Source organism: Streptomyces sp. AK08-02, assembly GCF_033795085.1.
GTDB classification, from domain to species: domain Bacteria; phylum Actinomycetota; class Actinomycetes; order Streptomycetales; family Streptomycetaceae; genus Streptomyces; species Streptomyces echiniscabiei.
The window spans coordinates 163,500-182,699 of the sequence record NZ_JARAZV010000006.1 but is presented as its reverse complement, the minus strand read 5'-3'; the positions used below and the strand labels follow the sequence as shown (position 1 = coordinate 182,699).

The 19,200-nt window shown below is 71.1% G+C and carries 19 protein-coding genes; 3 read left to right on the top strand and 16 right to left on the bottom strand.

Annotated elements, in window-relative coordinates; translation table 11 throughout:
• Positions 1-35: 35 nt before the first annotated feature.
• The 6 genes from PV734_RS14235 to PV734_RS14210 all read right to left on the bottom strand — a co-directional run bounded on the left by PV734_RS14235 (position 36) and on the right by PV734_RS14210 (position 6,559).
• A complete protein-coding gene (locus PV734_RS14235; RefSeq protein ID WP_319090425.1) occupies positions 36-602 on the bottom strand; it encodes a hypothetical protein in 567 nt (188 codons plus the stop codon).
• Entirely contained in the window at positions 602-1,708 is a 1,107-nt protein-coding gene (locus PV734_RS14230; protein ID WP_319090424.1) for a hypothetical protein, read from the bottom strand. Before PV734_RS14230 ends, PV734_RS14235 begins: the two co-directional genes overlap by 1 nt.
• 80 nt (positions 1,709-1,788) lie before the next feature.
• Complete coding sequence (locus PV734_RS14225) at positions 1,789-3,012, bottom strand: hypothetical protein (protein WP_319289684.1); 1,224 nt, start codon at positions 3,010-3,012, stop codon at positions 1,789-1,791.
• A gap of 64 nt (positions 3,013-3,076) precedes the next feature.
• Entirely contained in the window at positions 3,077-4,033 is a 957-nt protein-coding gene (locus PV734_RS14220; protein ID WP_319090422.1) for a phage distal tail protein, read from the bottom strand.
• Positions 4,034-4,073: 40 nt separating this feature from the next.
• A complete protein-coding gene (locus PV734_RS14215) occupies positions 4,074-5,357 on the bottom strand; it encodes a tape-measure protein (protein WP_319090421.1) in 1,284 nt (427 codons plus the stop codon).
• A complete protein-coding gene (locus PV734_RS14210; protein ID WP_319289906.1) occupies positions 5,354-6,559 on the bottom strand; it encodes a phage tail protein in 1,206 nt (401 codons plus the stop codon). The genes PV734_RS14215 and PV734_RS14210 overlap by 4 nt, the downstream gene beginning before the upstream one ends.
• Positions 6,560-7,189: 630 nt before the next feature.
• Between PV734_RS14210 and PV734_RS14205 the strand changes: the two genes are divergently transcribed.
• Positions 7,190-7,873: a hypothetical protein gene (locus PV734_RS14205; RefSeq protein WP_319289683.1), complete on the top strand. Its 684-nt coding sequence runs from the start codon at positions 7,190-7,192 to the stop codon at positions 7,871-7,873.
• A 12-nt stretch (positions 7,874-7,885) separates the two neighbouring features.
• Here PV734_RS14205 and PV734_RS45810 read toward each other — a convergent pair whose 3' ends face one another.
• The 5 genes from PV734_RS45810 to PV734_RS14180 form a co-directional block, all read right to left on the bottom strand.
• On the bottom strand, positions 7,886-8,368 hold the full coding sequence (locus PV734_RS45810) for a hypothetical protein (RefSeq protein ID WP_415924204.1): 483 nt from the start codon (positions 8,366-8,368) through the stop codon (positions 7,886-7,888).
• A gap of 8 nt (positions 8,369-8,376) precedes the next feature.
• Positions 8,377-8,667, bottom strand: coding sequence for a hypothetical protein (locus tag PV734_RS14195; protein ID WP_319090418.1), 291 nt, complete (start codon positions 8,665-8,667; stop codon positions 8,377-8,379).
• A gap of 100 nt (positions 8,668-8,767) precedes the next feature.
• Positions 8,768-9,367, bottom strand: coding sequence for a phage tail protein (locus tag PV734_RS14190; RefSeq protein WP_319090417.1), 600 nt, complete (start codon positions 9,365-9,367; stop codon positions 8,768-8,770).
• A gap of 59 nt (positions 9,368-9,426) precedes the next feature.
• Complete coding sequence (locus PV734_RS14185; RefSeq protein WP_319090416.1) at positions 9,427-9,843, bottom strand: hypothetical protein; 417 nt, start codon at positions 9,841-9,843, stop codon at positions 9,427-9,429.
• 243 nt (positions 9,844-10,086) lie between these two features.
• Complete coding sequence (locus PV734_RS14180) at positions 10,087-10,527, bottom strand: helix-turn-helix transcriptional regulator (protein WP_319090415.1); 441 nt, start codon at positions 10,525-10,527, stop codon at positions 10,087-10,089.
• Between the two features lie 214 nt (positions 10,528-10,741).
• Here PV734_RS14180 and PV734_RS14175 point away from each other — a divergent pair, with 214 nt between their 5' ends.
• On the top strand, positions 10,742-11,434 hold the full coding sequence (locus tag PV734_RS14175; RefSeq protein ID WP_319289682.1) for a hypothetical protein: 693 nt from the start codon (positions 10,742-10,744) through the stop codon (positions 11,432-11,434).
• The gene (locus PV734_RS14170; RefSeq protein ID WP_319090413.1) at positions 11,431-11,652 is read left to right on the top strand and encodes a hypothetical protein; all 222 of its coding nucleotides are present in this window, start codon (positions 11,431-11,433) and stop codon (positions 11,650-11,652) included. Before PV734_RS14175 ends, PV734_RS14170 begins: the two co-directional genes overlap by 4 nt.
• Positions 11,653-11,709: 57 nt before the next feature.
• Here the strand turns inward: PV734_RS14170 and PV734_RS14165 are convergent, their stop codons facing one another.
• From PV734_RS14165 to PV734_RS14145, 5 genes are read right to left on the bottom strand one after another with little or no spacing between them, the layout of a single operon-like run.
• On the bottom strand, positions 11,710-13,446 hold the full coding sequence (locus PV734_RS14165; protein WP_319289681.1) for a M48 family metalloprotease: 1,737 nt from the start codon (positions 13,444-13,446) through the stop codon (positions 11,710-11,712).
• A gap of 51 nt (positions 13,447-13,497) precedes the next feature.
• Complete coding sequence (locus PV734_RS14160; protein WP_319289679.1) at positions 13,498-14,043, bottom strand: Pycsar system effector family protein; 546 nt, start codon at positions 14,041-14,043, stop codon at positions 13,498-13,500.
• Positions 14,040-15,740 (bottom strand): hypothetical protein, encoded by a 1,701-nt coding sequence (locus PV734_RS14155; RefSeq protein ID WP_319090410.1) that lies wholly within the window; start codon positions 15,738-15,740, stop codon positions 14,040-14,042. The genes PV734_RS14160 and PV734_RS14155 overlap by 4 nt, the downstream gene beginning before the upstream one ends.
• Before the next feature lie 42 nt (positions 15,741-15,782).
• On the bottom strand, positions 15,783-18,092 hold the full coding sequence (locus PV734_RS14150; RefSeq protein WP_319289678.1) for a hypothetical protein: 2,310 nt from the start codon (positions 18,090-18,092) through the stop codon (positions 15,783-15,785).
• On the bottom strand, positions 18,089-19,003 hold the full coding sequence (locus tag PV734_RS14145) for a hypothetical protein (RefSeq protein ID WP_319289677.1): 915 nt from the start codon (positions 19,001-19,003) through the stop codon (positions 18,089-18,091). The genes PV734_RS14150 and PV734_RS14145 overlap by 4 nt, the downstream gene beginning before the upstream one ends.
• Between the last annotated feature and the right edge of the window lie 197 nt (positions 19,004-19,200).

Below are 19,200 nucleotides of genomic sequence, written 5' to 3'. Positions count from 1 at the left end.
ACGGGGTGGCCGCCCTTCGGCGTTCCCGGTGGTCGTCAGTTCCCGCAGCCGTACATCAGCTGCGGCCTGGCGTAGACCGTGCCGGAGGCGCTGGTGACCGTCGCCTGGATCTCGACCCTGAGCAGGTTGCCGAGGGCCGCGCCGAAGTCGTCGGTCACGGTGGCGGTGTGGTCGAAGCCCGTGCCCGCGGGGACCGGCTCGCCCCACTGGGCGCCGTCCACCAGCACCCGGACCGAACCGGTGGCGCCCGAACTGGCACTGGACTGCACCTGGAGACGCATACTCGGCTGCCACAGCGGGTTCTGCGACACCGCGATCGTCGTCCAGGCGGTCGCGGTGGTCTGCGGCCAGCGGGCGACAGTGGTGTCCTGCGGCGGCAGCATCGCCAGCCAGGGCCGGGCCAGGCCTCCCGCGCCGACCGAGAAGACGGCCGAGCCGCCCGACGAAGGCAGCACGTGGAGCCAGCCCCCGTCGGTGATCTCTACACCGCCACCGGCCACCCTGTTGAGCGCGGGCCGGGAGTTGACGGCCGTCGACAGCTGCTGGATACGGCGTTCCATGGCGGTGAGCCGGTCGATGATGTCCTCGGGCAGCTGGGGCATCAGGGTTCCTCCAGATAGAGCTCGGCGGTGTCGGGGCGGCCGCGCTGCGCCGGGCTGACCTTGACGCCGATGATCCGGTAACGGACGTCCAGGCCCTCGGGCCACCACTCGTCGGTGATGCGGATACGGACGGTCCGGCCGAGCAGCGCGGGCGGCACCATGTCGTCGAGGCGGACGCTGATCTCGGGGATCACCACCGCACCGGCGGCCGAGGCCAGTTCGGCGGTGGCCAGGGATGTGAGGGTGTCGACGTCGGTGACCGTGTTGTGGTCCGAGCTCAGGTCGATGAGCGGGTAACCGGCGTTGATCAGGGCGGTGGCCGGCGGGGCGTCCGCGTACAGCGGTCGGGAGTCCTCGGCCTGGTTGTCGTTGACCGAGGCGCCGCGTGCGCGGGCGGTGGTGCCGCCGCGGGTGGCGTCGCGCGGGAAGGAGTACGACAGGATCGTGCCCGGCCGGTCCATCACCAGGTCGGTCGTGCCGGTGCGGATCCTGGGGCTGCCCAGGCGCAGCCGGCGGACCCGCGCTCCGGTGGCCGGGTCGCGGTAGACGGCGATGTGGTGCTCGAAGCCGTTGTCCAGGGCGGCCAGGGCGTCGAGTGCCTCGGAGTAGACGATCTCGTCGCCGTCGCGGTACGAGACCGTCCGGGTCGCCGAGGAGGTCTCGGTGCCGTAGGTGACGCGGATGTCGCCGCCCGCGAGCGACTCCTGCATGTGCCGCCACAGGCCGCGCGCCAGGGCCAGCTGCTCGGTGTCCGGGAAGGTGAGGTCGGCGCGGATCCGGCGGCGGCCCGCGTACGAGTCGAAGGTCGCCGCCTGGATGCCGAGGGTGAGGACGCCGCGTTCGTCGCTCTGCAGGGTGCTGGTCCAGATGATGCCGCCCCACCACAGGTCGCCGCCGCGCTCCAGGTAGACCGCGGTGCGGCCCTCCTCGATACGGCGGACCCGGGCGGCGAGGGCCGCGGTGGGCACGGGGATGGTGCCGGAGAACGAGCCGGCCTTGCCGATGTAGTCGTCGACGGTGACGTCCCGTACGGGCAGGATGTCGATGGTGCGGTCGGTGCGCAGGTCGCAGAAGATCGCGCGGTACGGGGTGGTGACGGTTGCCATACGGCGGTCAACTCCTGGGTCGCGGTGGGGTGTTCAGGCCGGCTGCCCAGCAGGCGACGCCCCCGTCTCGGGTACGGGGGTCAGGACGCGGACTGGTAGGTGCCCGAGATCGACAGGACGGAGCCGGAGACCCAGGGGAAGGGGTTGGCCTTGTTCCACGCGATGCCGGAGGCGCCCAGCGTCGTGGTGAAACGCGTCGCCACGCCGATGCCGTCGGCGTTGGTCGCCAGCTGACAGGTGCCCTGGAGGAACTTGAAGCCGTCGGAGTTGAAACCGACCACGTTGAACACGATGTCGGTCATCCAGCCGACGACCGGGGGAGCGGGCAGGGAGAAGGACCACGTGGCGGCGGCGTCCTGGGCCGCGATATTGGTCGTCGTCCCGATCTGCAGGCGAAGCCGGACATGGACGACCGTGCCGATCTTGGCGTAGTTGGCGAGCAGGTTGCCGTTGCCGACGACCGGGGCGACGCCCGAGCTGGCGTACCAGACGGGCGTGTAGTCCTGCCAGGTGGGGACCTGCTGGTAGGAGACCCAGGCGCTGCCGTTCCAGCGCTGGAGCAGGCCGTTCGGGCCGTCGCGGTGCTGGCCGACGTAGCCGCCGTTGCCGATGGCGCCGTTGGGGGCGATGCCGCCGATGTCCCTCGGGTAGGCGACCCAGGCGGTGCCGTTCCAGCGCTGGAGGGTGTTGCTGGTGTCCCGGTACTGGCCGGGGTAGGCGCCGGTGCGGGAGTCGTTGTCCGTCGGAAGGATGCCGCCGACGGCCACGACACTGGCGCGCAGGTCGGTGACGCTGGCGGCGGAGGCCCAGGTGATGCCTCCGTTGCCGGCGCTGGCGTTCGCCGGGACCGTGACGGTGTACAGGGGCAGAGCGGCGGCGGGGGTCGCGGGCGGGGTCGGGTCGGTGGCGGAGGCGGTGCCCTTGACGATCTCGACCACGGCTTGGGTGCGGCCCGAGGAGTCGTACTGGTCGTCGTAGATCCGCAGGACGACGAGGTCCTTGCGGGCGTACTCCTGGCCGTCGCCGAACGTGAGGGTGATCGGCTCCGTGACGGCCACCGGATAGGCGCCGCGGCTGTCCTCGGCCTGCACGACGGCCCGGCCGACGCCCACGGTGGCGGTCATGCGGCCGGTGGTGCCGGTCAGCGCGAAGCCCGTGATCCGGAAGGCCCCGTCGGGGGACCCCGGGAAGATGCCGGAGCGGCCCCGGATGCCGGTGGCGGGGGTGACGGCGCCGGTCTGGGCGACGCGGGTGTCCTCGCGGGTCTGGCCGTTCGGGGACAGCCAGGCGGAGCGTGCGTTCATGCCAAGCCCTTCTGTGGATCCTGTGGATCGGGAGAGTTCCGGGAACCCGGGGAGTGCCGCGCCGTCACCACTCCGCGCTGCGCCAGCGCACCGACATCTGGGCGCCGGGGTCGAAGTCGTCCGGGCGGAAAGCCAGTTGGGCGCGGCCCGGGGTGAGCGCGAACAGTTCCTCCGGACCGCTGTCCGGGGCGGCGGTGTGCCGGCGGGAGGCCGTGCCGTTGAGGGTGACCGTGCCGGCGCCGGTGTCCACGACGAGCTGGTCACCGGCGGCGAGCCGGATCGTGTAGCGCAGCCGGCGGTCCGTGGTGCGGTCGGTCACCATGGGGTTGACGCAGGGGCCGCTGAAGGTGATCACCGGGTGGGTGGGCGCGGAGCCGTCGTTCGCGGCGACGACATCGCCGGTGGAGACGGTCTGGCCCCAGTACAGCGGCCACGTCAGCGGCCAGCTCAGTCCGCTCTCCGGCTGCGGGGGCCCGGTGACCGCGGTCTGCTCGTCGACCAGGTAGCGGCGCGGGTCGGTGGCGTACCACTGCACGGCCGCCCTGGAGACGCCCTGGGTCGCGTACACGCGGTCGGCGGTCAGGACGCGCTGGCTGACCCGGGCCCGTACGGCCAGGGTCTCGCCGTGCAGTCTGACCGCGAGCCAGCGCTCCTCGTCGGCGAGCAGCAGGGCCTGACGCAGGACACGGGTCGCGGTCAGCGCGGACCGGGGGCCGCTCGTCGTCTCCGGCAGGGTCCACACCGTGGCGCCGATCCTGCGGGGCTTGGCGTAGCGGGCGCCCGCCCAGGCGCCGTGGGCGGTGGGGTGGTCGGCGTCGCCGGTGTCGAAGTCCGGGAGGTCCTCCCAGCCGGTGAGTCCGCCGCGGTCGATCTCGTACCCCGTGCCGGGGCCCATCAGCAGCCCGGCCCACTGGAGCTGTCCTTCGCGGGTGATGAGCGAGCCGGGGGGCGGGTCCGGGTCCGGGGTGGAGTCGGGGTACGCGGTTGGCTGGGCCGGTGTCTGGGCCGTTGTCTCGGCCATGGGGGCCGTCACCTCACTGTCAGGGGCCGTGGTCAGGGCGTCACGGGTGTGCGTGGGCCGAGGAGAGGAAGAGCAGGTCCTCGGCGGTGGCCCGGGGGCCCGCGCCCGCGGACTCGCGGAACTCGGCCATCCGGTACGGCGAGGCCGACGGGGCCCGGTGCCTGCTCGCGAGGGCCCGCTGCCGCTCCAGGGCCGTGAGGGGCAGCACCCTGCCCGCGCGGCCGGCGATTCCGGGTACGGCGACACCGCCCTCGGCGAGCATCGGGATCTTGGGGATATTGATGCCGAACGTCTTGCCGAGGATGGAGACGCTCAGCGAGTTGAGGCCGTCGATGATCCAGTTGGCGAAGGCGATCAGGCCGTTGATCGGGGCCTTGACCAGGCCGGCGACCATCTCGACGCCCGTACCGAGGAACCTGCCGATCCCGCCGAGCGTGCTCGACATGGCGCCCTTGATCCGCTGGAACATGTCCGGGACGGTCTGGGTGATCCAGTTGGCGGCGGACTCCAGGACGCCTTTGAAGCCGCGCCACACGGTGTCGACTCTCTGGCGCAGCGCCTCGATGTCTCCGGTGGTGAGCGCGCGAAGGACGGCGAAGCCGGTGCCGATGACCGCGCCGACGACGGACAGGACGGTCGTGATGACGGTGAGGATCGAGCCGAAGTACGTGCTCACCAGGTTCCCGACGAACTGCAGGACCGGGGTGATGACAGCCAGGTACCCCTGGACGTACTGGAGCACGATCGTCGCGAGCTGCTCGATGAACCGTTGCCCGGCCTCGGAGTTCACGGCGAGGTCGATCAGCCAGCCCGCGACGGGCAGGAGCAGGCCCACGACGAAGCCGATCGGGTTGGCGCGGGTGAGGAGGTTGATGACCATCACCACGCCGGCGCCGATGGTCATGGCCAGGCCGAAGGCGCCCATCAGGTCGCCCACGACGCCCATGGTGCCGGCGATCCCGACGAGGAGCGTGGCCACGGTGGCGAGGCCGGCCCTGAGCAGGCCGACGGACCGTCCGGCGCTCCTGGCCCGGTCGCCGAACCCCTTCACGCTCCTGCCGGCGGTCGCGGCCGACTGACCGAGCCTGGCAACGGAGCGGGCGGCGGTGTCGGCCCCGGACTTGACCCGGCCCACCGCCTGGCTGCCCTGGGCGAGGGAGGCGCGGATGCCGCCGGTGGATGTGGCGGCGCTCCGGATCCGGTCGGTGACCGCTCGCACGGCGCCCGCGCCCTGCGCCGCCTGCGTCCGGAAGGCGTTCAGCACGGGCAGGACCGGGGCCAGCGGGTCGGCGCCCGCCGGACCCGCTGCCGCCGCGGTGCTCATCCGCGCCACCCGCGTGCCTTGGCCAGGAACATCAGCGCGTCGGCGGTGTGCTGCGGGTCACTGGAGGTGGCCGCGTAGTAGTTCTCGATGCGCAGGGCACCGCCTGCGCCGGCTCCGTCGCTGCCGATACGGCCCTGCGCCGCCGCGTTCCTGAGCATCCGGTCCAGCTTGCTCAGCGGCAGCACGGCCTCCGCCTCTCCGGCCTCGGCGAGGATCGCCGGTACTCCGCCGGAGCGGGGCAGGACGACACCGCCGGTGGCGAGGGTGGGGATCTGCGGAAGACTCAGCCCGAAGGTCTTGCCGCCGACGAACGGCACCCAGCCCGGGATCGACACCCTGATGCTGTTGAGCTTGCCGATCGCGGAGTTGATGAGTCCGATGACCGCGTTGATCGGCGCCTTCACGGCGTTCTTGATTCCGTCGAAGGCGCGGCCCGCTATGTCCTTGAGGCCGTTCCAGGCGTCGGAGAGTTTGTCCCTGACGGCCTGGAAGGCGTTGGGAATCGCCGTCCTGACCCAGTCGACGACGGGTGTGATGACGGCCTTGATGCCGTTCCATACGCCGCTGACCACGCTTCTGATCGCGTTGAGGACGGTGGTGATGATGGTCTTCCAGATGTTGAAATACGTCTGGATGACCGTGGCCACGGCCTGCACGACGGCGGAGATCGCCGTTTTGATGCCTTCCCAGATCTTCTTGACCAGGTCAGCCGCGGTTTTCATGATGGGCCCGATGGCCTTCATGACGTTGCTTATGACGGACCTTATGACTTCGAACGCCGTGTTGAGGATCTTCTGCATGGTCTTCGACTGGGTTGCCATGTCGATGATCTTCGTGATGAGCGGTGCGAGCAGGTTCATGAGCATGCCGAAGAAGTTGCCCTTCATCGACTTGTTCATTTTGTCCTGGCCTTTGGCGGCCTTGCCGGCGCCGGACTCGTATTTCCCGAGGCCGGTGCCGGCGGTCTGGCCTGCCTTGCCTGTTCTGGTGAGAGACTTCTCGGCCTGGTCGACGGAGCTCCGCATGCTGTTCGTGGTCGCTGCCGCGGCCTGGGCCGCCGTCCCGTTCGCCTTGATCTGGCCCGCGGTCTTCTGTGCGGAGGCGCCGAAATTGCTCGTGGCCGTCGCGGCGTTGTTCGCGTTCCCCTTGTAGGTGCCCAGGAAGTTGTTGGCGCTGTTCAGTGGACCGAAGAGCGTCGATATGGAACGGGTGAGGCCGGCGAAAGCGTTTTTCAGTGTGTTGACCGCGCCGGTGGTTTTCGCGAGTTCGGCCGGTTTGGGCGCGCTGAGGGCGGGACCGTCCAGCTTGCCTGACGCTGTGGGTTTTCCACCGCTCGCGGGTGTCTCGGGCTTCGGGGGTTCTTTTCGGTTCTTGAACCAGTCCCTGACCTGGCCTACGACCTTCCTGGTGTCGTCGACCAGAACAAGGAGGCTGGCGGCCGACAGAATGAGGGCTCCGAGGAGAATCGCCTTGGTGCCCCAGTCCGCGGCCTTGAGAGCCAGCAGGATTTCCTTGAATATGGGGATGTTGGAACCGGCGGCCGCGATGTCCGTGGGCTTGTCCTTCGGCCCGGCTTCGATGGCCGTCTTGAGTTCTCTCACCTTGGTGTCGAGCAGATTCGTGCTGACCAGCTGATTGCGCAGGTCGGCGATCCTGCCCTCGATCGATTCCGCTTTTACGTATATCTCGTCAATTGTGTGGTTGGCCACTTTCGACGACCTTCCTCGCCCGTTGTGGTGACGCGGTGAAGAACCTGTCGGGGTTCGGGTCACGATCCGGCCGCGATGCGCCACAGCTGAGCGGTCGGTGAACTACCGTGCTACTGAAGGGACTTGACGTACGAGAGCAAGGCCAATGGGGTGGACAGGGAAGCGAGCAGAGTTCGGCACGACCATGTGATCGACTGGCTCGACCAGTCGGAGGACCTGGCCCATCTGATCGCCCGAGTGACCGAACTCGTCCTCCGGCAGGGCTACGACCCCGAAGATCTCGTCGTCATGCCCCGAGCCGAGCTCGACCGGCGTGAACTCACCGCCTACAGCGCGGGCTGGGCCGACGTGGTCTCCGAGCAGTTGCCCGGGATACGGCACGAGTACGAGGTCCGGATCACCGCCGCCTATCTCCAGGGCCAGGAGGACGCGCGGATCGGGCGCCGGTCCCGTCGGCCGGGACCGGCGAAGAGGCCCGACGGGGAGCGTGACGGCGAGGTCATTCCGTTGCCGTACGTTCAGTTGCTCGAACCGCCGCCCGCCGTGACCGGCGTGGAGCAGCGGGGGGAACGGGAGCGGGCCGTGGCCGACGGAGGAGCGGACGCCTCCCCCGACCCCGAGCCGGACATCCTGCTCTCCGCCCGCGAGGTACGGGAGCGGCGCGCCGCACCGGACCGGCGCAAAGTGGTCCGGCGCAAGGGGCGGCCCAGCGTGCCTCCGCTCGACGACGGGCCGGCCGGGGGGTCTCGTGGGCCGGACCAGGAGGCAGCTACGGAGGTCACCCCGGACCCGCCCGAACCTGCCTGAAGGCGACCCGGATCACCCGAAGAAGCGGGCTACCTGGGACGGTGTCGCCGTCGTCGACGCCGGTGGCTGCGGGGTCCCCGGCTCGCCGAACTTGTCGTCGGCCTCGGCTTCCTCCTCGGACCCGTCCCCGAATCCGTCCCTGTACGTGGACCCGTACCGCTCCTCGCCCGCTCTCCCCAGCCTTCCGTCCTCCGGACGTGGTACTGGCACCGGCAGTTCGGGCGGATCCGCGTCCTCCGCCGAGTTGACCGACGCGAACATCCAGTTGGCGGCGGCCAGATGGTCCACGGTGGCGGCCAGCAGATGCTCGACGATCGACCACTCGGCGGCCTCGCCGTGTAGTTCACGGTTGAGGGCGCAGTCGCGCGGCAGGTGTTTGACCAGCACCGCGAGCCGACGCGAGGAGAGCCGGCCGCGGTGCCAGTCGAGCAGGTCGGTGCCGTAGAAACGGAGCAGGTCCGCCTCCAGCGCCTCGGCGTGTTCGTCGACGAACACGCCGAGGCTCAGCCTTCCCCCAGGCCGAGCCCGGTCTCCTTGCCGTACGCCTCCAGGATCGCGGCGATGTCCTGCATGGTGACCTCGTGCCGTTCGAAGCGGGCGAACTGCTCCTCGCCCATGAGTAGTTCGAGCAGCCCGTCCACGTCGTTGTCGTCGAGCTTGCGCAGGGCCTTGGCGGTGGCACGGGACAGCTCGGTCGGCAGGGTGAAGGTGTCGCCGTCCAGGTTGAAGGACCAGCTGCGGCCAAGGGCTTCGAGGCGCTGGGCGCGGGCGGCGTTGACGTCGAAAGAGGACATCGCGGTCGTACTCCTTGTCAGAGGCGGTGGGGCGGTGGGGCGAGGGGCCGGACACCGTCGGCGGAGGGTGGACGCCCCGGTGTCCGGCGGGTGGAGCGGGTCAGACCGCGTACGCCGCGTCCTTCATGACGAAACCGCCCAGGGAGTCGCCGTCGGCGGAGGCGAGGGCCTGGAAGGTGATGCCGAGCTGGGCCGGGGCCTTGCGGCCCAGCTTGATGTCGTCGGACGCGGTGACCTGGCCGCGCGGGATGCCGAAGCGGTACGTCACCACCGTGCCGTCACTCGCCCGTACGTCCGTGAACTCCAGCCCGAGCGCACGGATGTCGGCGTACGCGCGGTCCGCGATCTTGTACTCGAAAACCCCCGAGCCGCCCTCCACCGCCTTGACGGCGCCGCCGCCCATGAAGAACGGCAGCGTGTCCTCGTTGAACTGGAGCAGCGTGAACTTCAGCGTCAGATCCCGGTCGGAGTAGACGAAGTGCACCGGGCTGATCGTCTGCCAGCTGTCTACGGCCTCCAGCTTGTCCTTCTTGCTGAAGGTGACCCCCTCACCGGAGGTGTAGCCCAGGTTCTTCCAGGCGGCCCCCCAGTCGGCGGCCGGGGTGTTGGAGAAGGCGGTCGGTACGGCCGTGCCGGCGGCGGCGACGTAGAGGCGGCCGTTTCCCGCGATGCGGATCTCTGAGGTGTTGCTACCTGCCATTGCTGGTTCTCCTCGACTAAGTGACAGAACTCAGGGTCAGAACTGAGGGACAGGGGGAGTCAGTAGACGTTCACGGACACCTTGAGGACGCACACGTACCGGTTGGCCGCCCGGTAGAGGTAGTCGGGCAGCCAGCGCGGGCCGTCCTCCTCGACGACGTCGGTGATCAGATTCGTGCCGTACGTACGTCCGGCCGCGGCGAGTACGGCGCGGCGGCCCGCGTTGGCCAGGGTGTGGGCGGCGGCCTTGGTCGGCCCGTACACCTCCAGCTCGATGAGCGGTTCGTCGACGTGCAGATCCCCGATCCAGGCGCCACCCCGCCGGTTGACGAGCACGGCGGCGGCGGTGCCGTCGAAGCCGGCGGGCGGCTCGACCGCGATGAGGGCGTTGGAGACGGCCGGGTCGGCTTCGAGGATGTCGACGACCAGCGCTTCGACTTCGAGAAAGGTCTCTGGGGGAGGTATGGGTGAGGTCATGCCGGATCCCCTCGGGCGGCTGGGCGGCTGAATGACTGGACGACTGAGCGAGCTCGACGGGAGCACGAAAAAGGGGTTCCTGAGACATCAGGAACCCCGGTAGCCGGTTAGTGGACACAGCTGTGGTGCTGCATCAACTGTGACAGATTGCTTGCTCGCGCGCAACTTGCGAAACTGGACCCCTGGAGGGAGGGTGGTGGGGGAGGGTTGGGCGACGGAAGGTGGGGGACGGAGGGAACGGGGTCAGCGGGAGGCGAGTGGTGTGCCTGTGTCCGCAGTCGGCAGGAAGGGCTCCACCGCTCTGGTGAACCGCTCACGCCGGTCCGTCGGTACGCCGAGGAGTTCCGCTGCCTCGCCGACGGTGATTCGACGCATCGGGGTGGGGGTCGGGGGTGAGATGGGCAGGTGTGCGAGGGGTTCGGTCAGTTCCTCGGCGGTCAGCCGGCCGGAGCGGATGAGCATCTCGCGGACCGACACGTCCAGTACGCGGGCGAGCCGTCTGGTCGTCTCCAGGTCCGGCATGCTCTGCCGGTGCAACAACCGTGTCACGGCGGCCCGGTGGATGCCCGCCTCGTCCGCGACACGTGACTTGCCGCCGCCGCGGGGGCTGTCGATGTCGTAGCCGCGCCCGCGCATCAACCCTTCGACCCATGCCGCGAACACGTCAAGCTCGGGGGTGGTCATGGCGCTACTCGCTTTCTTCGGGGGTGGCGCGAGTTTAGCTTGCTTGCGCGCGCGGAATTACGAGCTTGCGGCAATGTGACGCAGGGGCACGGGGGAGAGGTTCGGGGTATGTGGGGTTCGTTTGGCATGGGGCGCGCGAGGACTGCTTATTGCGCGCGCGCTCGAAATTTACGGCTGTCGGCATGCGTGATCGGGCCCTGCCTCGGAGGTTCCGATGGCTGACCGGCCGACCGCGCACGCCGCTCTCTGGATCGGCGTTCTGGTGCAGCAATTCCCTGAACTGGCCGAGGAGTTGGCCCCCGGTCGAGGCCGCACGGCCGGCCGCCGGGGTCGTACGGCGGCCGAACCCTCGGCGGAGCTGGGTACTCGTCTCCGCCAGGAGCGCGAGGAGGCCCTGCTGTTGCAGCAGCACCAGGGTCTGGCGGTCCCCGGACCCCGGACGGCACCCCTGCGCCTGCACATCTCCGACGCCATCCGTGACATCGCGGACGGGGTGGTGGAACTGGAGGAGGCGGTACGGGACGGGCTCGGGCTGTCCCGGCCGGACCGCGCTCCCGTGCCGGAGCGGTTGCGCCGTATCGGTGCCCTGCTCGACGAGATCGCCATGGACCCCGTCCTGGCCGCACATGTACGCGACGAGACCCGCCGGATGGCCCGCCGCTGCGCCCGGGCGTTGGGCGACACCGAGATGGTCGTACGAGTGTCGGGCCGCTGCCCCTGGTGCGACTCGGTCTCGCTGCGGGCCTTCCCCGACCGCCAGGCGGTTCTCTGCATCAACCCCGCGTGCCGCTGCGCCGACGCGGACTGCGGCTGCCACCACGACCCCGGGCACCGGCACAGGTGGCCGGAAGGGGAGTGGGGGGAGCGGATCGCCGCCGGGGGGCAGGCCATGGGGAGCAGCCGATGAACACACGTACGAGCACTCCGTGGGACGGACAGGCGACCCTGATCACCGGCGAGCTGGCCGCCCGTGAGATCGGTGTGGCCCCTGCCACCATTCGTAAATGGGTTCAGCTGGGCAGACTCACCGCCGCGGGCCGGGCAGGGCGGGCCCTGCTCTTCCGGCTGGAGGACGTGTTCGCGGCGGAGCGCGCCACACGGGCGGCGGCACGGCGATCCCGGTAACCCTGAAGGGTGGCCACCCCGGTTGCGGGGTGACCACCCTTTCGCGTGTCCTGCCCCTCAGCGCTGCTGCTGGAGGTACGGCTGCAGGTGGTGCAGCCGGGTGTGGTAGTCCGGGTGCGAGGAGAGCAGCTTGCGCAGCGGGCTCTCCTCCGGTGCCACACCGTTGTTGAGCGCGGCGAGCGCGGCCGTCTGCCGCTGCTCCTCCTGGTGGAGCTTGCCGAGTACGGAGGCCAGCATCGGGGCGAAGCCGAGGGCCGCCGCGTGTTCGTCGGCGCGCAGTTCGGCGCGGCGGCCGACCGCGGCCAGGGCGTACGGAACTCCGAGGATCAGCAGGGGCAGGCCGTACAGCGTGCTGATGGTCGCCATGGCGATGCCGCCGAGGACGAGTACGACGAAGCCGATGCCGAAGCAGGAGAAGGCGCGGGACACCTGGAAGACGAACCCGGAGAACGCGCGCAGGAAGCGCCAGGCGATACGGCCGGGCTGGGCGTACCAGTAGCCGAGGAGTCCCGACCAGGCGTGGCCGCCGACGTGGTGGCCCAGCTCGTGTGCCATGACGGCGGCGAGTTCGCCGTTGGGCAGCTCGTTCATGGCGTAGCGGGTGACACCGACGATGTGGCCGGCGGCGGCGACCGCGTTCAGGCCGTCGCTGTCCTCGACCCAGAGTTCGTAGTTGCGGCCCATGACACCCGCGCGGGCGGTGACCTCGTGCCAGACCGGTTCGAGTTTGGCTCGTTCTTGCGGCGTGGGGTAGCGCAGATGGAGCAAACGGCGCGCGAGGGCGCTTTCGGTGGGCCGGTGGAAGACGAGTGCGCCGCTCAGTATCCAGGCGATGATCACGAGGAACGCGAGGTCGCCGAAGAAGAGGGAGAACATGCTGACGACGAGGAGGCTGCAGAGGAAGTTCGGGAGGTAGAGGAGGAGGTTGCCCACGGCGGTGGCGTCGGTACGGCGCTGGTGGGCGGAGATGTGGACGCGCTGGCGGTCGGTGGAGATGTGGTGGGGGTGAGAGGAGGGCGCGGCCGGGGCGGGGGTCGGGGCTGGTGGGGTGGGAGTGGTCGGGGCTTGCTGAGGGGGCGTGTACTGCGGGGGGACGGGCTGGGCGGTGGCCTGGGGGTAGGGCGGGGACTGAGCGGGAGCGGCCCCCGGGTAGGCGGGGGTCGGGGTCGCGCCCGGGTAGGTCGGGGGACCTCCGGCGTTCGGGTACAGGGGTTGCTGGGGCGTGCCGGGGTACGTCGGAGGTTCGGCGGAGCCGGGGTAGGCCGGGGGCTGGGCTTGTGGGCTCGCGTCCGGGTAGGTCGGGGGTCGGGCCGTGTTCGGGTGCTGGGATTTCGGGGTCGCGTCCGGGTACGTGGGGGGTTCGGCGGAGCCGGGGTAGGTCGGGGGCTCGGCGAAGCCCAGGGAATCGGGGCGCTGGGCCGCGCTCGGGTACTGGGGCTGCTGGGGCGTGCCGGGGTACGTCGGAGGTTCGGCGGAGCCGGGGTAGGTCGGGCGCTGGGAATGTGGGCCCGCGTCCGGGTAGCTCGGGGGTTCGGCGGAGCCCGGGTACGTCGGGGGCTCGGCGAAGCCGGGGTGATCGGGGCGTCGGGGTGTGTTCCGGTGTTGCGGTTGTCGGGGTGGGTTCGGGTACTGGGGTGGGGGTTGTGTGGCCCGGGGGTACGTGGGTGCGGGCTGGTCGGGGTAGGGCGGCTCGGCTGAGGGGCGGGGCGCCTTCTGCTCGGGGTACGTCGGCGGGAACAGGGGCTGCTCGGAGGGCTCGGGGTGGTCCGGTGGGGACGAGGGTGGCTGGGTCATGGTCTTCCTTCACGTGCGGTGACGGTGACTGAGCGGTCCGGTGCGGGGTGTTCAGCCGATGAGCAGTGAGGCGGGAAGGAGGAGCGTGCCGGTGCAGAAGGAGATCAGGCCGGTACGGATCCACTGGTGCTTGCGTGCGGCGATACGGCTCGTCTCGGTGAGCGCCGAGGTGAGCGCGGCCGTCGGGTCGCGCAGGGTGTCGGCGAGCGCTGCCTCCAACCCGCCGAGCCGTACGGCCTGTTGGATGTCGCCGAAGTAGGAGAGCGGCTGCCCCGGCGCCCACGGTTCGGAGCGGTAGCGGGGCAGCACGGCCAGGAGCAGCGAGAACAGGGACAGCACCAGGGACGCGGCCCCGGCACTCCACACGACGGTGCCGAAGACGCTGAGCGCTGCCGGGTTCCAGTTCCGCCCGGCGAGCAGTCCGCTGAACACACCGGCGGTCATCCCCAGCGCGGCGACCAGGACGGACGCCTTGCTGTCGGCGCGGGCGATCTCGGTACGGAGGTCCACGAGGAGGCGCTCGCAGAGCTGGGTGGGATCGGCGGGAGTGCCTGGCGGGGACGGTGCCGGGGTGGGGCGCGGGTCGAGCGTCGTCATGTGCCGCTGCCCGTCCTGTCCTCCTTGGCGGGGTCTTCGGGGCCAGCGGCCGGCTCGTCCGTCGCCGCTGCCGCGTTCTGCTGGTCCGGGAGGGTCGGGGTGCTGCCGTAGCCCGGGGGCGGCTGCCAGGCGGGGGCGGCGGGAGTTCCGTAGGCGCCCGGCGTCTGCGGAGCGCTGTACGGCTGCTGGTACGGCGGGGGACTGGGCGGGCTGTAGGCGGGGAAGCCGGTGGGGCCCGGGGCGCCGCCGTACGCGGGGGCGGCTCCGTAGGGGCCCGCGGAGCCCGGCGCGGATGCCGGGGGCTGCGGGGCGCCCGGATACGGACTGGTCGTCGGCCGGCCGGCCGGTGCCTGGGCCGGCGGCTGTGGCTGGGTCTGGGATGCGCCGGTCGGGGGCTGGTCTGCGGGCCCGGAGCCGGGGTGGCCGGGTTGCGCGTACGACGGGTCGAGGCCCGGCCGGCCGGGGACGAATCCCGGCTGCGCCGGAACCCCGGGGACCGCCTGGCCGTATCCCGGTTGCGCCGGCACCTCCGGGGCTCCCTGGCCGTACTCCGCGTACGGGTCGCCCGGGAGCGGGGGAGGGGTCTGGGGGACGCCCGGGAGGCGCTGGTTGAGGATGTCGCTCACTGTGCGCAGGGCCAGTTGTTTGGGGCCCTCCAGCTCGAACTTCTCCGCGGTGTCGCCGTGCAGCAGGTCCTTCACCAGGTCCATCTGCGCCTGGATCATGCGGAGTTGGTCCTCCCGCATGCTCGTCATGACCATGCGGGAGTCCTCGGGGTGCTGGGAGAGGTGGAGGGCCCAGGCCTGCACACCGCCCTGTTGCAGGTGGTACTGGTAGAAGGCGATCTTCTGTGCCTCTATCTGCTGCAACTCCAGTTCCTGGTGGCCCTGCTGGATGGAGAGCTGGTGCTGCTGGCTGCTCTGCAGAGCCGCCTGTTCGTAGTCCCAGCGCTGCTGCTGGAGGGCCAGGTGCTGCTGCTGGGCGCCGTACGACATCGAGCGCTCGATCTGGAGCGCGTCCTGCGCCCGGTTGCGGCGGTCCACCTCCACGTCGATCTCGGAGCCGCGCTGGGCAACCCGTACCTGCTCGGTCGCCGAGTGGTCGATGGCCTGGAGGCGGCGCTGGTGGTCGATGTTCTCCTGGTCGCGGCGCAGGCGCAGGGTCCAGGTGGTCTGGAGGCCCGCGGGGGCGCCCAGCGGGCCCAGGACGTTGATCGCCTGGAGGAGTTCCCCCTCCGCCGCCGCGCTGTCCGCGATCTGGAAGCGCCGGCTCACCGGGCGGGCCGCGCGCTGGAGTTCGCCGATGAGCAGGCCCGGTACGTCCCGGTGGCCGCTGCCCACGAACCGGGCCGGGTCGACGACCTGCCAGGACATGTCGAGCTCGGCCGAGAACTCGAAGGCGTCGTTGTCACTGGGGAGGGTGAGCGTGCCGGAGAAGGGATGCACGCCCATGTCGACCTCGTACACCGCGGTGTAGTGCCGCGCCGCGATGTCGCTGCGCGTCGGCCGGCGGGGCGGGAGATAGGCCTCGTAGCCGCCCTTGGCGGTCGCGAAGACGAGCGCGTGGTCGATGCGGACCGTCGACTTCAGGGAGAGCTCGAAGCGCGACAACTGGCGCACGGTGAGCACCGGGTCGATCAGCTGGGTGTGCCGGTCTGCGGACTGCTGCCACTCCGGCGGGCGGTGGAAGGCGGACATCGTGCGTTGCTCCTCGGTGAGCGGGGACGGGTGTCTGGCCGGCTAGCGGACGGGGAGTGTCGTCAGGAGGCGGGCGGCGACCTCGGGCGGCTTCGCGCCGTCCTCGCCCGGCATCGTCCGCAGGAGGTGGCCCAGGCGCTGGTACTCCGCCGGGGTGGTGACCAGGGTCGGGAGCAGGGCCGCCAGGGCCCACTCCGTGGCCGTCGAGCGGTCGGCGACGAGGACCCACTCGCGCAGCACGTCCAGGGCGTGCCGGGTCGCGTTGGGGTCGTTCAGGGCCGCCCGCCACAGGAACGGGATGCCGTGGGCGGCGGCCGAGCCCTCGGTGGCGGTCCGCGCGTACCAGGCGAGGACCAGCGGCTGGCCGTACCGCTCGTCGTCCTGGGTGTGGCGGCAGGCACTGACGAAGCCGCCGATGGTCAGGTCGTGCACCGGGCGGTCGTCCGGGAGGTGCAGGCGCAGTTCGGCGAGGACCGCGTCGCTGGCCTCGGAGAGCAGCAACAGGGCGACGGCCTCGCCGAGTTCGCGGGCCATCTCGCGGTCGAAGTCGTCCGGGTCGGCGAGGTCCCGGTACAGACTGCGGGCCGCGGTGCGCAGGGCGGCGAGGGCCTGCTCGGGGCGTTCGGCGCCGATCAGCGCGTACGCCCGTACGGCCACCCAGCGCAGCCGCCGGTCCTCGCCCTTGGACCACTCGTCGAGGATGCGCGGGATGTTCGGCGTCTCCAGGAGGTGGGCGAGGGTGAGCGCGTTGACGGCCACGAGGCGGTGCCGGAAGCGGTTGGAGGTCGCCCAGGGCTGGATGACCAGGGCCATGGCCGAGGGCAGGTCGGTACGGGCCAGGACGGCCACTGTGGACGCGGCCCGGGTACGGACCAGGGGGCGCCCGTCGTCGGCCAGCCGGCGCAGCCAGTCGATCAGCGCGGGGCGCGCGGAGGGGTGGCCCGTCCAGACCTCGCGCAGCAGGACGAGGGAGGCGCGGTCGTCGACGAACCGGGCCTTCTGCTGGGTCACCGGGCCCCACTCGGTGTGCTCGTCGTCCTCGTACGGTTCGGCGCGGGCGAGTTGGAGGCGCTTGCCGATGTGGGTGCCGAAGACGGGGACCTCGGGGATACCGGCCGGGTTCTGGGTCTGCTGCAGGAAGCGGTAGAGCAGATCGCTGAGTTCGGCGGTGAGGGCGTACGGGCTGCCGTCGAACGCGGCCAGTGCGACCAGGAACGCCTTGTCCCGCAGATGGATCGACGACTCGTCCTCCTCGAACCACTCCTGGACCTGGTTCTCCAGGGAGACCAGGGAGAACTGCGCGACGTCGTTCTCGGTGACCTCACCGGCCGCGTACCGGCCGAGCAGCTGGGCGAACGCGGCGACCTCGCGCAGTTGGTGACTGCGGCTCAGGAACTCGGTGACGTCCGGGAGTTCGAGCAGCTTCGCCACGGTCGCCGCCCTGTCGTCCTGGGCCGCCACGCGGGTGCGGAGATGGGCGGCAAGGACGTCGGCCGGGTCCGGCGGCTGCCAGGTGACGACCGGTACGTCCTCCAGGACGGCGGTCGGGCCCACCGTGACGACGAGGTACGCGTCCTGCGCGGTGAGACGGTCGCGGGCGGCGAGGAGGTGGTGCTCGCGGAGAGGACGGTCGCGGCGGGTGACGAGGTCGGCGAGGACATAGCCGCGGGGGTGGGCCGGGGTTCCTCCGGCCGTGGCCCCTGCGGCTGCCGATCCGTCGGCGGCTGTGTCCGGTGCCGTGAACTTGTCCGCCAGGCCGCTCGGGTTCGTGTCGCGGTCGAGCGTGTGTACGGGGGTCGTCCCGAGCCGGTGCAGGAGCATCAGGGCGGCCGTGTGTCTGCCGGTGAAGCGGGCGCCCGACAGGACGAGGACGCGGTCGCGGCGCAGCCGGACGAGCAGGGCCTCGACGGTCTCCTCGGCGGTCACGAACGAGGCGGCGAGCCGGTCCAGCGTGGACTGCGGGACCTCGCCGGACGCGGAGGCGGACGAGGCGGAGAACCCGGGTATCGCCCACTGGTGGATCTCCGTCTTGCTGCCCATGATCACGTCACCGGCGACCTGGCCGCCGCTGACGCCGTGCTGGTTGCCGCCGACCATGCTGCCGCCGAAGCGGGCCCGGTCGCCGAGGTTCATGGACCGGGGGCTGTGGTCGATCAGGTCACGCCGGGCCGACCAGGCGGTCTGGGGCTGCTCGTACTCCTCCGACCCCTCGGAGCCATCGGCCTCCTTGGACTCCTTGGCGTCCTTGGAGTCCTTCGCCGCGCCGTCTCTGCCGTCCTTGCCGTCGGCCGAGGCGGGCGGGTCGTCGGTGGGTAACGGGCGGGCGGCCTCCGCCGCGTCCGGGGTGCTCATGAGCCGTCACCCCCGGCGCGACCGCCCATGTTGACGTCCCCGGTGACCTGGCCGCCGCTCACGCCGGTCTGGTCGCCGGCCACCACGCTGCCGCCGATGTTCACGGCGCCGTTGAAGTTGAAGACGGGGCCCGGGGCGTGACGGCTCTCGGATGAGGTGCCCTGCGGGGGAACTCTCGGTGCCTCCGCCGCCGCCTCCGGTGCCGGCGGGGCCTGTGGCGCCGGGCGGTCCCCCGATCCGCCCGGCGCCTCCCCCGCCCCCGTGCCACGGTGGTCCTGGTCGGCCGGGCCGGCCGTGCCGATGCTGCCGACGGTGCCGGTCGGGGCCGTCTCGTGGCCGCTGGGCAGCGGGCCGTGCAGCCAGGCCCGCATCGGGCCGTTCTTGGTGTCCACCCCGACCGGATGGAACTCGTCGGCCGGGATGCCGGGATGGTCGTGCCGTACGACGCCCGAGTACAGGGCGTCCGAGACCATCAGCGCGAAGTCGTGGGGGCGTTCGCCCAGGGCGGCCCGCAGCAGCTGGGCGTCCAGCAGCCGGCAGGCGTTGTTCAGGTCGGTGCCGACCCAGCCGTCGTGCTGGTCCACGGCCACGTAACCGGTGGCGAGGACCCCTCGCAACCGGATCTGGGCCGAGCTGGACGCCATGCGGTTGACGGCGCGCAACTGCGCCGGGACGTCCACGAGGAGGGCGCGCAGCAGGGCGGTGACCGGGGCGTTCGCGTCGATCAGCTCCATCACGGAGTCCCCGCGGTCCGCGCGCAGACGACGGGTCTCGTCGATGCCGGCGCGTTCCAGCGTGCGGTCGGTGATGTCGTAGAGCATGCGCCGCAGGTACGCCTGCTCCACGTCGTCCCGGTCGCTGAACCTCTCTATGTCCAGCAGCAGGATCGTGCGGCTCACGGGGTCGGTCATGATCGCCCTTCGACATGTGGGGGTTGCTTGCAGCAGCGTGGCGGGTGTGGACGGTGTGCTGTGAGGGCGGATGACGCAGTCGGAGTGTGACGGAGTACACGTACGGGGGTGTTCGAGGCTCAGGTTGGCTGGGGTTGCCGTCGCTGGGGGCTGCCGCCCCCAGGCCCCCGCTTCGGCCCTGAAGGGGCCTCGTCCTC